Origin of the sequence: Dactylosporangium sp. NPDC000244, from assembly GCF_040300725.1 — a bacterium.
GTDB lineage: Bacteria > Actinomycetota > Actinomycetes > Mycobacteriales > Micromonosporaceae > Dactylosporangium.
Map to the genome: position 1 here is coordinate 149,009 of NZ_JBEPEH010000019.1, position 13,295 is coordinate 162,303.

General features: G+C 72.0%; 11 protein-coding genes. 4 read left to right on the forward strand and 7 right to left on the reverse strand.

What is annotated here, in order from left to right; genetic code table 11:
- Window positions 1-138: 138 nt before the first annotated feature.
- A complete protein-coding gene (gene ctaD / locus ABT369_RS26915; protein WP_350615960.1) occupies window positions 139-1,872 on the reverse strand; it encodes an aa3-type cytochrome oxidase subunit I in 1,734 nt (577 codons plus the stop codon).
- Between the two features lie 118 nt (window positions 1,873-1,990).
- Window positions 1,991-2,290, reverse strand: a complete 300-nt coding sequence (locus tag ABT369_RS26920; protein WP_350615962.1) for a hypothetical protein — start codon at window positions 2,288-2,290, stop codon at window positions 1,991-1,993.
- Between the two features lie 252 nt (window positions 2,291-2,542).
- Here ABT369_RS26920 and ABT369_RS26925 point away from each other — a divergent pair, with 252 nt between their 5' ends.
- From ABT369_RS26925 to ABT369_RS26940, 4 genes are read left to right on the forward strand one after another with little or no spacing between them, the layout of a single operon-like run.
- The gene (locus tag ABT369_RS26925; RefSeq protein ID WP_350616064.1) at window positions 2,543-3,541 is read left to right on the forward strand and encodes a LacI family DNA-binding transcriptional regulator; all 999 of its coding nucleotides are present in this window, start codon (window positions 2,543-2,545) and stop codon (window positions 3,539-3,541) included.
- A 49-nt stretch (window positions 3,542-3,590) separates the two neighbouring features.
- Window positions 3,591-4,220, forward strand: coding sequence for a transcriptional regulator (locus tag ABT369_RS26930; RefSeq protein ID WP_350615963.1), 630 nt, complete (start codon window positions 3,591-3,593; stop codon window positions 4,218-4,220).
- Complete coding sequence (locus ABT369_RS26935) at window positions 4,217-5,074, forward strand: NADP-dependent oxidoreductase (RefSeq protein WP_350615965.1); 858 nt, start codon at window positions 4,217-4,219, stop codon at window positions 5,072-5,074. Before ABT369_RS26930 ends, ABT369_RS26935 begins: the two co-directional genes overlap by 4 nt.
- 33 nt (window positions 5,075-5,107) lie before the next feature.
- Window positions 5,108-5,815, forward strand: a complete 708-nt coding sequence (locus tag ABT369_RS26940; RefSeq protein ID WP_350615967.1) for a carbohydrate-binding protein — start codon at window positions 5,108-5,110, stop codon at window positions 5,813-5,815.
- Between the two features lie 727 nt (window positions 5,816-6,542).
- Here the strand turns inward: ABT369_RS26940 and ABT369_RS26945 are convergent.
- From ABT369_RS26945 to ABT369_RS26965, 5 genes are all read right to left on the reverse strand, one after another.
- Window positions 6,543-6,749, reverse strand: a complete 207-nt coding sequence (locus ABT369_RS26945) for an RNA-binding S4 domain-containing protein (protein ID WP_350615968.1) — start codon at window positions 6,747-6,749, stop codon at window positions 6,543-6,545.
- Window positions 6,750-8,077: 1,328 nt separating this feature from the next.
- Entirely contained in the window at window positions 8,078-8,536 is a 459-nt protein-coding gene (locus ABT369_RS26950; protein WP_350615970.1) for an STAS domain-containing protein, read from the reverse strand.
- A 132-nt stretch (window positions 8,537-8,668) separates the two neighbouring features.
- Window positions 8,669-9,241 carry a nicotinamidase gene (locus ABT369_RS26955; RefSeq protein ID WP_350615972.1) on the reverse strand — a complete coding sequence of 191 codons (573 nt, stop codon included), beginning with the start codon at window positions 9,239-9,241 and terminating at the stop codon, window positions 8,669-8,671.
- Window positions 9,238-10,536 carry a nicotinate phosphoribosyltransferase gene (locus ABT369_RS26960; protein WP_350615973.1) on the reverse strand — a complete coding sequence of 433 codons (1,299 nt, stop codon included), beginning with the start codon at window positions 10,534-10,536 and terminating at the stop codon, window positions 9,238-9,240. The genes ABT369_RS26955 and ABT369_RS26960 overlap by 4 nt, the downstream gene beginning before the upstream one ends.
- A gap of 104 nt (window positions 10,537-10,640) precedes the next feature.
- Entirely contained in the window at window positions 10,641-13,265 is a 2,625-nt protein-coding gene (locus ABT369_RS26965; RefSeq protein ID WP_350615974.1) for a LuxR C-terminal-related transcriptional regulator, read from the reverse strand.
- Window positions 13,266-13,295 lie beyond the last annotated feature (30 nt).

A 13,295-nucleotide genomic window follows, 5' to 3' on the forward strand; every position in this document is an offset into this window, starting at 1 on the left:
GGTCCGTACCCCGGCGGACATCGCGGTAGCTCTCTGCTTCTGGATGCTCTTGAAACCGCCCTCAGCGCGCCGCTGCCGACCGTAAACGCCGCGACGCCCCCGGCGGGTGCCGAGGGCGTCGCGGAAGGCGCAGACGGGTCAGGAGTCCTGGTAGCTGGCGCCGCCGTCGGCCTCGTGGCTGAGGGGCCGGGCGCCGCCGGGCGGCGGGGCCTCCAGGGAGTGGCCGGGCGCGTGGGCCGGGAAGCGGGCGTCGAACGCCGGCCGCTCCGAGCGGATGCGCGGCATGCTGTCGAAGTTGCGCAGCGGCGGCGGGCAGGACGTCGCCCACTCCAGGGACATGCCGTGGCCCCACGGGTCGTTGACCTCGACGACGCGGCCGGTCTTGTACGACTTCCACACGTTCCAGATGAACGGCAGCGTCGACAGGCCGGTGATGAACGAGCCGATCGTGGAGATCGTGTTCAGCGTCGTGAAGCCGTCCGAGGCCAGGTAGTCGGCGTAGCGGCGGGGCATGCCCTGCGTGCCGAGCCAGTGCTGGACCAGGAACGTGGTGTGGAAGCCGATCGTGGTCAGCCAGAAGTGGATCTTGCCCAGGCGGTCGTCCAGCATGCGGCCGGTCATCTTCGGGAACCAGAAGTAGATGCCGGAGTACACCGCGAAGACGATCGTGCCGAAGAGCACGTAGTGGAAGTGGGCGACCACGAAGTAGGTGTCCGACACGTGGAAGTCGATCGGCGGGCTGGCCAGCAGCACGCCCGACAGGCCACCGAAGAGGAAGGTCACCAGGAAGCCGATCGCGAAGAGCATCGGCGTCTCGAAGGTGATCTGGCCTCGCCACATGGTGCCGATCCAGTTGAAGAACTTCATGCCGGTCGGCACGGCGATGACGAAGCTCAGGAACGAGAAGAACGGCATCAGGACCTGGCCCGTGGCGAACATGTGGTGCGCCCACACGCTCATCGACAGGGCGCCGATCGCGATCGTCGCGCCGACGAGGCCCTTGTAGCCGAAGACCGGCTTGCGGCTGAAGACCGGGATGACCTCGGTGATGATGCCGAAGAACGGCAGCGCCACGATGTAGACCTCGGGGTGGCCGAAGAACCAGAAGAGGTGCTGCCAGAGCATCGCGCCGCCGGTCTCGGCGTCGTAGACGTGCGCGCCCAGGCGGCGGTCGGCCTCCAGGGCCAGCAGTGCGGCGGCCAGGATCGGGAAGACCATGATCACCAGGACGCTCGTCACCAGGATGTTCCAGGTGAACATCGGCATCCGGAACATCGTCATGCCGGGCGCGCGCAGGGTCAGCACCGTGGTGATCATGTTGACCGCGCCGAGGATCGTGCCGAGGCCGGAGAGCACCAGGCCGACGATCCACAGGTCGGCGCCGACGCCGGGGGAGTTGATGATGCTGTTCAGTGGCGCGTAGGCGAACCAGCCGAAGTCCGCCGCGCCGCCCGGCGTGATGAACCCGATCAGCGTGATCGAGCCACCGAACGCGTAGAGCCAGTAGGCGAACGCGTTGAGCCGGGGGAAGGAGACGTCGGGGGCGCCGATCTGCAGCGGCGTGATGTAGTTCGCGAACGCGAAGACGATCGGCGTCGCGAAGAACAGCAGCATGATCGTGCCGTGCATGGTGAACAGCTGGTTGTACTGCTCAGGCGAGAGGAACTGCAGACCCGGGCGGGCGAGCTCGGCGCGCATCAGCAGCGCCATGAAGCCGCCGATCATGAAGAACACGAACGACGTGATGAGGTACATCAGGCCGATCTGCTTCGCGTCCGTGGTGCGCAGCAGCCGAGCGAACGCCGAGCCCTTGACCGGCTTGTGCACCGGCCATGGCCTGGTGACGATCGGCTTAGGTGCGACGGTGGTCACGAAAGGCCTCCTGAGGCTGTTGAACCAGCTGGCAAGCCAGCTCCGCGAGGTGTCGAGCGATCAACACGTCACCCCGCAGGCAGGATAGTCCTCCCGCCCGACGCGGAATCGCTGGGGTTCAGCTACCGCCCTTGGCCCCGAAGTCGAAGCTGATGGCGCCCGCCGCGATCGCGGCCAGTACCAACAAGATGATCCCCCAGAAGATCAGCCGATCGGCGGGAGTCGGGCTTTTCACCGCACCGAAGAGTCGGCTGGTGATGGGCGCGGCCGGCGCCTCTATCACGGCGGTGTCGGCATTGTCCGGCACGGCCGCCACCGGGCGGCGCTCGCCGAGGGCCTGCAGGACGATCAGGACGGCGCCGGCGAGGACCAAGAGGACGCCCAGCACCGCGACGATCACGGCGATCCAGTCACGCATGATTGCCTCCTTCGCACCAGCAGGCTAGAGAACCCGGCGGGTGCGAGTCGAGACCCGGCTCACGCTCCGGCGCTGAAATTTACAGTCAGAACCCCGGTAGCGAAACCTTGCGGCAATCTCGTGTTGACACCGCAGAAACGGTGTACGACGCTCCGATATGGAAGCGCTCCCAAAATCGACGACTTGCTATCTAAGGAGGTCGCGATGTCGATTACCGCCGCTCCAGAAGCGCTCGATCCCACGCACGACCCCATGCGTGACAGCTCCGAACACCCCACCCTTGCCCATGTAGCCGCCCTTGCCGGAGTGTCTTCCGCCACCGCCTCACGCGTGCTCAACGGCTCCGCCCGCGTCTCGCCGGCCGCCCGCCAGCAGGTCCGCGACGCCGTTGACCGCCTCGGCTATGTCCGCCAGCGTGCCGCCCGCGCTGTCGACCGCCGCCCCCGTTCCGTCGCCGCCGTGGTGTGCGAGCCGAACGCACGCCTCTTCGCCGACCCGTTCTACTCCCGTGTGCTGGCCGGGGCCAGTGCCGCGTTCGCCGAGCGCGACATGCCCATGCTCCTCGCCGCGGGCGAGCGCCCCGCCTCGCTGCAGCGCTACCTCAGCAGCGGGCACATCGACGGCGTACTGCTGATCTACTGCCGCAGCAGCCACCCCCTCGTCGTCACGCTCCCCGCCCTCGGGGTGCCGGTCACCCTGATCGGCCGCCCGCTGCAGGGCAGTGCCCTGTCGTACGTCGACGCGGACAACCGCGGCGGCGCCCGGCAGGCGGTGGAGTACCTGGCCCGCACCGGCCGCCGGCGCATCGTCACGATCGCCGGGCCGCCGGACGTCTCGGCCGGGGTGGACCGCCTCGCCGGGTTCCGCGAGGGGCTCGAACGGGCGGGGCTGGACCCGGGCCCGATCGCGTACGGCGACTTCACGCGCCCCGCCGGGGTGCACGCGATGACCCGCCTGCTCGATCACCGGCCCAACCTCGACGCGGTCTTCTGCGCGTCGGACCTGATGGCGGTCGGGGCGCTGCACGCGCTGCGGCAGTCGGGCCGGCGGGTGCCGGAGGACGTGGCCCTGGTCGGCTTCGACGACCTGCCCCTGGCCGCGTTCACCCAGCCGCCGCTGACCACGATCAAGCAGCCGGTCGAGGAGATCGGGGCGGCCGCCGCCCGGCAGCTGCTCGCGCAGATGTCGAACGAGCCGTGGGACGAGCCGCCGGTCCTGCCCACGACCCTCGTGCGGCGCCAGAGCGCCTGATCGTCGTGGTACTGCATCCAAGCGCCGCTATCCGGCCGAATGACTGGGTATGCGGCTCTTGGACCTGTTGGACGCGGCCCGGGACCTGGACAGCGGCGCCGTCGCCGGCATCGTCGTCACGCTGACGGCACGGCACGGCGTCGCCGCGACCTGGACCGGGGCCTGCGTTCCGGCCCTGCGGCGGATGGCCGCGGGAGCCGGCCCGGCCGACATCGCCGTCGAGCACGCCCTCACCGAGGGCATCGCCCGCGGCCTCGACCTGGCCAGCGTTCCGCGGCACGCCGACATCCGCAGCAACCACGTGCTGCTCGCCTGCGCACCGGGCGAGCAGCACGAGCTGCCCCTCAAGGCGCTCGCGGCCGCGCTGTTCGAACGCCGAGTCGGCACGTTCTCGCTGGGAGCCGGGCTGCCGTGGCCCGCCCTGCACGCCGCGACGGGGCGGACCGCCCCGAGCACCGCGGTCATCTGGGCCCAGACCGCGGAGACGGCCGACGCCGCCGGACTGTTCGCGGTCGCCGCGGATTTCGCCGGTACCGTCTTCGCCGCCGCCGGCCCCGGATGGCTCGCGGCCGGGGTGGCGCCGCGCCTCACCCGGGCGGGACTTGCCCATCTCACCTCCCTCGACCTGGCCATATCCGCCTGCGCGCGGGTCCCGGAGCCGCTAGACATGGAGGCGTGAAGGCGATCACGCTGACCGCAGACCACAGGCTGGCCCTGCGGGACCTGCCCGACCCGCGCCCGGCTCCCGACCAGGTCCTGCTGGCGATCCGCGCCGCGGGCGTCGACGACGATCTCCCCGAGGCCGCCGACGTGCCGGACCCCGGGGCCGACGGCGTGCCGGGCCCCGAAGCCGGCGGCGTGCCGGGCCACGAGATCGCCGGCGTCGTCGTCGCCCGGGGCCCCGAGGTCACCGACTTCGTGGTCGGCGACGAGGTCTACGCGTGGGCCGACGGCGCCTACGCCGAGCGGGTCGCGGTCCCGTCGCTGCTCGCCGCCCACAAGCCGGCCGGTCTCACGTTTGTGGAAGCCGCAGCGGTACCGAGGGCGGCCGTCACGGCCCTGCAGGCCCTCCGCGCCGCCGGGACCGGGGAAGGCGACGTGGTGCTCGTGCACGACGCGGCCGGCGGGGTCGGGCACTTCGCGGTGCAGATCGCGCGGGCGCTGGGGGCCGAGCGGGTCATGGGCACCGGAGACGGCGACTTCCTGAAGGAGCTCGGCGCCGAGCCGGTCGACGGGTCCCCGGCGGATGTCGCGGTCGACTTCTCCGGAGGCGAGACCACGGCAGCGGTACTGAGGGAGGTCCGCGATCCCGCCCGCGCCGTGTCCACGGTGAATCCCGCGATCGCCGCGGCGGGCGGCCGGTACGTGGTCCCCAGCCCCTCCGCCGCGGACCTCCGCTGGCTGGCCGAACTCGCCGACCGCGGGCGGCTGCGGGTCGCCCTGCACCGGGAGCTGCCCCTGGCCGAGGCGGCGGATGCGCATCGGCTCCTGAGCGCCGGAGGCGTGCGCGGAAAGCTTGTGCTCACGCCGTAGGGATTTCGGCCTGGTGGCGGTACCTTCTCGGACATGATCGACGCTCCCGCCGACTACCTGGGCCGGCGGCGTGTTTCGCATCGACCGGCACCGTTGGTGCTCATCGCGGTACTGATCGTGGCCGTGGTCGCCGGGCTGGCCCTCGTCGTCGCGCTCCCGGACCGCGCCCCGCGCGACCTGCCCTCGCAAGCCGAGGATCCGGTGATTCCGGTCCTGTCGCTGGAGCCGCCGCCCTCACCGTCCGCGGCGCCGCCGTCCGCGTCCCCTTCGGTGTCCGCGTCGCCGTCCCGCTCGCGCACGTCGCCGTCGGTCAAGCGGTCACCGTCGCCGTCGCGGCCCCCGGCCCTGGTCTTCGAGGCGGAGGCGGGCGTCCGCTCGGGCCAGATGACGGTCCGCTCCGTGCCGGGCGCCTCGGGCGGCCGGGTCGTCACCGGCATCGGCGACGGCCGGGCGCTGGTGTTCCCGGCGGTGACGGTGCCGGCGAAGGGCGAGTACCGGCTCACGATCGCGTACGCGTCCGACTCGTCCCGCCGCTGCTATCTCGGCCTGGGCCGCCGCTGGACGCAGCTGACGTTCCCCGCGAGCGGCGGCGCGAACAAGGTGGCGACGATCTTCATGACCGTCCGGTTCGACCAGGGCCGCAACACAGTCGAGGCCGGGAACACCCCCGGCAGGTGGTGCCCCGACCTCGACCGCATCACCGTCACCCCTGCTGACCACCCCAGCTCGGTGACGTCGTGAGCAACGTTTTGGCGTGACCGTGCGCCGGTGGACCATCCAGGGAGGCTTCCGGTTTTTCCGGCGCCGGTCACATGAGTAACTATGCGGGGCCGACCTGAGGACCGGCCCAAACGGCGCTGTGAAGTTCCTGAGTACCCCGATGATCAGCGACTTTGCCCTCCACGCCGACGGCCGCCGCACGCGTGGCTTGGGCGGTGCGCGCCGCGGCAGCCGACGGTGGCCGGGTCGGTGGCCACGGTCGCGGGCATCGCGGCGCTGATCTCGATGACGAGGTTCCGGCGAGCTTGTCACCGGCCAGCTATGCACCCGCACTCGCCTCCCGAGCCGGGGCGCGCGGATGCGTGGAGCACTCCGCGGGGCATCCGGGCGCTGGGCGGCTGGGCGCGCGGAGCATTCAGGGCGCGCGGGGCGCATTCGGGGCGCGCGGGGCGCATTTCGGGGCGCGCGGGGCGCGGGCAGGTTCGGGGCGTGGGGCGTGGGGCGCGATCGGGGCGCGGGGCGGACGGGCGGATGGGGCGTCAGGCGGCGCGAGCCCGCGGAGCCCGCGGTGCCGCCCGGCGGGCTGGCCGAGCGTGCGGGTGCGCACGGGCCCGGGTGCGCACGGGGCTCAGGTGCGCACGGCGGGCACGGGCGGCGGAGGCGCGGGGCGGTGGGGCGCAGGCGCGGGCGTGGGGCGGTCAGCCAGGCGCGGTGAGGCGGCCCCGACGGCAGGTGCGGCGGGTTGGGGTCAGGCGACGCGGAGGGTTTCGCCGAGGACGCGTACGACGTCGCCCTTGTGCAGCTGCCGGCCGCGGCGGGTGTCCACTTCGCCGTTGACGCTGACCTCGCCGTCGAGGATCAGCTCCTTGCTTTCGCCGCCGGACTCCATGATGTCGGCGAGCTTCAGGAACTGACCCAGGCGGATCATGTCGCCGCGGATCTCGATGTCTCTCACATCGCGCAGCGTATCCGCCGCTCCGCCGGCGCCCGAGATGGTCGGCCTCCCTGCCCGCGACGGGCGACACGCGCGGTTCAGCGTGTTGCGCGTGGCGTGCGGTTCGATTGCGCGCCCACGCTCAGCGCGTCCCGTGGGGAGTGCTCGCGGTGAGTCGTGCGCGTGGCGTGCAGTTTGATTGCGCGCCACGCCCCGCGTGTCTCGGCGGGCGCGTCGGCGGCGGGTCGGGCGCGTGGCGCGCATGGCGCGCGGTTCGATTGCGCGATCCGTGCCGCACGCGTCGCGTCGTTCTTGTCGCGCGTGTCGTGCGGCGTGCGGTTCGAGGCACGCGGCACGCGCGGCTCGCGTTGTGCGCGGGCCGCGTTGCGTGCGGGCCGCGTTGCGCGTGGCACGCACGGCTCGCGTTGCGCGTGGCGTGCAGTCCGCGTTGCGCGTGGGCCGCGTTGCGCGTGGGCCGCGTTGCGCGTGGCACGCACGGCTCGCGTTGCGCGTGGCGTGCAGTCCGGATGAGCGGGGCGCGCAGTTTGCTCCGAGTCCGGCGTGGGGGTTCGTGTCGGGCGGGCTGGCGGTGAGTCGTGCGCGTGGCGTGCAGGCGGATCTGATGGCGCCGTGCAGCCAGCGGAGTGGCTCGGTTGCGGTGAAGAAGCGTCTGGCGGTGCGGTGGAGCGGCGAGTCGAGGCTGAGCGGTGCCGAGTTGACCGAACGAGGGCCTTTGCGTGTGGCTGGGAGGGTGCGGTTGTGTCCGGGCGGTGGGGCCTTCACGGTGCGGCTGGGAGTGGCCGGCTGGGTGATGGGCCTTCACGGTGCGGCTGGGAGTGGCCGGCTGGGTGATGGGCCTTCACGGTGCGGCCGGGAGGGTGGCGGTTGCGTGGGGGCGAAGGGGCCTTTGGGGTGCGGGCGGTCGGGCCTTCGCGGTGCGGCTGGGAGCAGCCGGCTGCGTGGGGGCGACAGGGCCCTTGCGGTGCGGCCGAGAAGGGGCGAGTTGCGTGAACGAGGACCCGGCGCCAGCAGGAGGCGCCACCACCCGCGGGCGGTGAGGCCACGGGAGTAACGGTCCGCACCACGGCGGACATCGCGGTAGCTCACCGTATCTGCCATCGGAAGCCCCGCCCGCCGCATGACAGTTTTATGAAAAATCGACCGTGATCACCCGAGAGGGTGAATCAGGGCCCCGAAGTCACCCTACGTAGAAGCGCCGACACGGGCTGTTGCTGAGCGTGACCCCAAATCGACGAGAGCGCCGCGCCCGGGGTGAGTGGGCACGGCGCTCCGCATGCGTCGTTTAGAGGGGTCGGCCTAGGCCGGGGAGAGACTGCGTTCCGTAACGGTCAGGCCGGCTGGGTTACCCCGCCACGCGGGGCGGGCAGGCGGCCGGACACGGTGCCGGGCGGGATCGGTACGCCGAGGATGTCGCTCACGCCCACCACCGCGAACAGGCGCGCGATGAACGGGTTCGGTCGGCGAATATCGAGCTTGACGCCCATGCTGTGACAGATGCGCTTGGCAACGACGAGGGTGCCGATGCCGGTGGAGTCGAGGAAGGTGACCCCCGCGAGATCGATGACAAGGAGGTCGATGCTTCCGTCGAGCACTGAGCTCACCGCTGTGCGGAGCTCCTGAGCGGTCTCATAGTCGATTTCGCCACTCAGGGTCAGCACTGACTCTCGCTGATCTGAGGGACGAGTCTCGATCGACAACTTCACGTGACCCTCCTGGTGCTGAGCCGTCCACCATGGACGACCCTTCGAGGTCCCGCAAGCGTAGCGAAGTCCAGCCGTTTTCGCCACGCTCCGTGTAGGGGCTCCTTACGTAGTGACGTGAGAAGTCCTCACATCGGTGCTGCGGGATCCGCTTGCCCGGATGACGGTACACGTCGGTTGTTACACGGCAAGTCCAGCCATGTGCCATCCGCCGGTCGGTCAGCTCCCGGCCACGACCGGTTCACCGACCAGGGTCACTCCGGCCGCACGCAGCTCTACCAGGGCAGACTCCGTGGTCGTGGGTGCTACCCCGGCCGTGAGGTTCAGGAGCACGGTCGTAACAAAACCCTCACGCACCGCATCGAGAGCCGTCGCGCGGACGCAGTGGTCGGTGGCGATGCCTACCACGTCGACGTCGGTCACGTCGCGCTCGCGCAGCCAGTCGGCCAGGCCGTGGCCGGCCGCCGAGCCCTCGAAGCCCGAGTACGCGGCCGCGTACGAGCCCTTCTCGAAGACCGCCTCGATCTTGGCGGTGTCGAGGGAGGGGTGGAAGTCGACGCCGCCGGTGCCGACCACGCAGTGCACCGGCCAGGTGCTCACGAAGTCCGGGTGTTCGGCGAAATGCGCGCCGGGGTTGATGTGGTGGTCCTGGGTGGCCACCACGTGGTCCCACGGGCCGTTGGCAATCGCCGCCGAGATCTCCGCGGCCACCCCGGCGCCGCCGGTCACGGCGAGGGAGCCGCCCTCGCAGAAGTCGTTCTGCACGTCCACCACGATCAACGCCCGCGTCATGCGGTGCCTCCTGAGATTCCGCCGGACATGATGACCGGGACCGCGGGGTCGCCGGCCGAGAGCTTGAGCCCCTCCCACGGGATCGAGATGAGGCACTGGCGCAGGTGCTCGCGCGAGGCGGCCAGGGTCGGCAGGTCCGCGACCGGCTCGCCGGCGCGCAGCAGGGGCCGCTGGAGCAGGCGGTCGTGCGGCAGCTGCTCCGGCTCGCCGAGCGAGACGACGACCTCCTCGGTCGCCGTTCCCGTCGGTTTGTGCCGCCGTACCGCCGTCTTGCGCCCGCCGACCGTGCCCTTGTTCTCCGAGCGCTTGACGACCGGGCGCCCCTCGACCTCGACGAGCTTGTAGACGAGCCCGGCGGTCGGCGCGCCCGAGCCGACGACGACGGCGGTGCCCGCGCCGTACACGTCGACGGGCTCGGCGGCCAGGGCCGCGATCGCGTACTCGTCCAGATCGCCCGACACGACGATCTGCGTGTCCGTGGCGCCCAGCGAGTCGAGCAGGGCCCGCGACTCGGACGCGAGCACGGACAGGTCGCCGGAGTCGATGCGCACGGCGCGCAGCTCGGGGCCGGCGACGGCGATCGCGTTGCGGATGCCCTGCGCGATGTCGTACGTGTCCACGAGCAGCGTCGTCTGCTTGCCCAGCGCCGCGACCTGGGAGGCGAACGCGGCCTGCTCGGAGTCGTGCAGCAGCGTGAACGCGTGCGCGGCCGTGCCCGTCGTCGGGATGCCGTAGCGCCGCCCCGCCTCGAGGTTGGACGTGAACGCGAAGCCCGCCAGGTACGCCGCCCGGGCCGCCGCGACCGCCGCCTCCTCCTGCGTGCGCCGCGAGCCCATCTCGATCACGGCCCGCCCGCGCGCGGCGGTGACCATCCGCGCCGCGGCGGCCGCGATCGCGCTGTCGTGGTTGAGCACCGACAGGATCAGCGTCTCCAGCACCACGCACTCGGCGAACGTGCCGCTCACGGTCAGGATGGGGGAGCCGGGGAAGAACAGTTCGCCCTCGGCGTAGCCGTCGACGTCTCCGCTGAATCGGTACTTCGACAGCCAGCCGGCCGTCGTCTCGTCCACGATGCCCCGGCTCTCGAGGAACTCGATCTCCTCGTCCCCGAAGCGGAAGTCGGCGATCAGGTCGAGGAGGCGGCCGGTGCCCGCGACCACGCCGTACCGGCGCCCGGTCGGCAGCCGGCGCGCGAACACCTCGAACACGCAGCGCCGGTCGGCGGTGCCGTCCCGCAGCGCGGCGGACAGCATCGTCAGCTCGTAGTGGTCGGTCAGGAACGCGCTACTCGTCACGTGAACAACATATTCCAAGGGTGATAGGACGGCGATCACTCCTTGACTTGGCAACCGGGAGCGCCCGAGTCATCTGCCGGGCGCTCCGGTGCGAAAGGGAGCCGCTAGTCCTCCGGCGGCAGCGAGCGCAGCGCCGCCGCCAGCTCCGCCCGCCCGGTCACGCCGAGCTTCGCGTACACGCGCATGAGGTGGTTGTCGACGGTACGAGAGGAAAGGTAAAGCTGATCCGCGATCTCCTTCGACGGCACGCCGGCCGCGGCCAGGCGCGCGATCTGGCGCTCCCGCCCCGTCAGCATCGGTTGCGGCACGACCAGGGCCGGCGTCACCGCCTGCGGGCACTCGACGCGCAGCTCGGCGAGGCGTTGCGCGGCGCGGGGCGTCTGCGGTGAGCGGATGCCGCGCAGCAGCGTGACGGCCCCCGCGGCGGCCTCGGCGGCGAAGAGGTACAGCTCCATCTCCGCGAGCTCCTCCGCCACCGCGAGCAGCGCGCCGCCGTCCTCCTCGGCCATCGCGCGCACGTGCCAGGCCATGGCGGGCGCGAGGCGGCCCTCCACCGTCTGCGCCAGGGCACCGATGCGCTCGTTGACCTCCTGCGCGAAGCCGAGGCGGCCCAGGTCGTACAGCGCGAACATCTCGTGCGCGGCGAACCCGTCGCTGCGGTTGCGCGCGGCGAGCAGCCGCAGCACCTCGGCGGCCGTGCTCACGTCGCCCGCGGCCACGGCGACCCAGGCGCGGGCCTCCTCGAGCCACGGGTACAGGACCTCCATCGAGCGGTAGTGCGCCTCCTCGGCCAGCGCGAACGCCGCGGCCGCCCCGGACGCGTCGCCCTGCAGGGCGGCCACGTGCGCGCGCTCGGCGTGGGCGAGGGCCACGAAGATCCGGCCGGTGGCGAGCATGGCGCTGGCCTGGCTCGCGGCGCGCCCGGCCTCCTGGAGGTGGCCGCGCAGGCGGGCCGCCTGGGAGCGGACGATCTGCAGGTAGCCGGAGCCGAGCAGGAAGTTGCCGGCGTCGGCCATGCCCGCGAACTCGGTGGCCACGATCGCGTCGACGGCCGCCAGGTCCGCGGCGAGGATCATCGCCGTGCCGCGGGCGAGCTCGATGCCGAGCTGGATGTACGGCACCTCGGCCCGCCACTGGGCGGCGTCCGCGTCGAGCAGCGCCATGGCCTTGACGGTCTGCACCGGGGTGCCGCGCATGGCCTGCAGGTGGCCCATGTTGCTGCGGGCGAGCGCGCGCGGCCCGGGCGCGGAGGCGGGGCCGTCGAGCACGGTGCGGGCCAGGGTGAGCGCCTGGCCGTAGTCGCCCCGGTGCAGCCGCATCGTCGACTCGACCGACAGCGCGAGGGAGCGTTCACGCAGGTCGGTGAGCTTGTGGGCCTGGCGGTCCATCTCATCGGCGGTGGAGGAGTCGCCCTGGCCCCACTGGGAGGTGATGTTCCGGATCGCCAGCCACCGGCTGCGCTGGGCCTCGCCGGTGATCTGGTTCTCGTTCTGGTCGAGGATCTGGGCGCCCTCGTCCGGGCAGTTCGCGAACATCAGGATCGTGGCCAGGGTCTCCGCGGCGTCGAAGCCGCCGCCCGCGGCCACGGCCGCCTTGCCCAGGCGCATCGCGAGCGCCATGTCGTACGTCGCGAACGCCAGCCGGCACGCGTTGAGCAGCAGCACCGGGTCCCGCGCGGTGTCGGAGTCGAGCCGCCAGACGGCCACGCGCAGCAGGTCGTCGCGGCGGCGGGCGCCGGAGTTCTCGACCAGCGTGGCGAGATCGGCGAGCAGGCGCCGGAACCGGGTCACCGGGCAGCGGCGGCGGACGACCTCGCCGTACAGCGGATGGGCGAGCCGGACCGTCGTGCGCCGATCCTCCACGACCACCCGGACCAGCTGCCGCTCCTCGGCGGTCTCCACGGTGGCCAGGTCGGTCGCCTCGACCAGCAGCGGCAGGCCGATGGGCTCGCCGAACGCGACCAGCTCCAGCACCGCCCGCTCCTGCGGGGTCAGCTTGCCGATGCGGGCGTCGACGACCTCGGTGAGCGTCGGGGCCAGGTCGACCTTGCCGGTCCAGCGCTGCATGCCGTAGCTCTCGATGATCTCGCCGGCCGCGTGCGCGGCGATCACGAGCTCCCGCAGCAGCAGGGCATTGCCCTGGGAGAGCTGCTGCAGCCGGTCCACCGAGGCGGAGTCGACCGGGCCGCCGAGCACCTGCTGCAGCAGGTCGGAGGTCTCCTGCAGGGTGAGCGGGCCGAGCTCGATCCGCTCGACGAGATCGTCCTTCCACAGCGCGCTGATCGGGTCGTGCACCGACTCGCCCGTGCGCACTGTGCCGATCACGGTGGCGTTCTCGGAGCGGGCGACGTAGTACACGAGCGCGGCGGAGAGGGGGTCGAGCAGGTGCGCGTCGTCGATCGCGACGACGATCGGGCGGCCTGCGGCCTGGCGGTGCAGCGCGTCGACCGCCCAGCGCAGCAGACCCGCGGGCGAGCCGCCCGCGGGCTGGTCGGGCGGGAGCACCTGGGCCAGCCCGCCGAGCGGGAGACCGGCCGTCGCCGCGTTGGCGGTGGCCGTCCAGACGGCGATTCTGTCCTGGTCAAGTGCGTTCACGCCCTCGCGCAGCAATCGACTCTTGCCGATGCCGGGCGGGCCGCCGAGAATCAGGCCGCGACCGGTCGAACCGGTGGCCGCCTCAGCGACACGAATGAGTTCTGCGTTTCTGCCGACAAAGCTCCAGGGAGGCACCGTCGCAGCATATCGATACGTTGATTACTG

Coding starts and splice junctions, on each gene's coding strand:
- ABT369_RS26920 (WP_350615962.1), bottom strand. CDS start 2,290: ATGCGTGACTGGATCGCCGTGATCGTCGCGGTGCTGGGCGTCCTCTTG.
- ABT369_RS26940 (WP_350615967.1), top strand. CDS start 5,108: ATGATCGACGCTCCCGCCGACTACCTGGGCCGGCGGCGTGTTTCGCAT.
- ABT369_RS26930 (WP_350615963.1), top strand. CDS start 3,591: ATGCGGCTCTTGGACCTGTTGGACGCGGCCCGGGACCTGGACAGCGGC.
- ABT369_RS26955 (WP_350615972.1), bottom strand. CDS start 9,241: ATGACGCGGGCGTTGATCGTGGTGGACGTGCAGAACGACTTCTGCGAG.
- ABT369_RS26925 (WP_350616064.1), top strand. CDS start 2,543: ATGCGTGACAGCTCCGAACACCCCACCCTTGCCCATGTAGCCGCCCTT.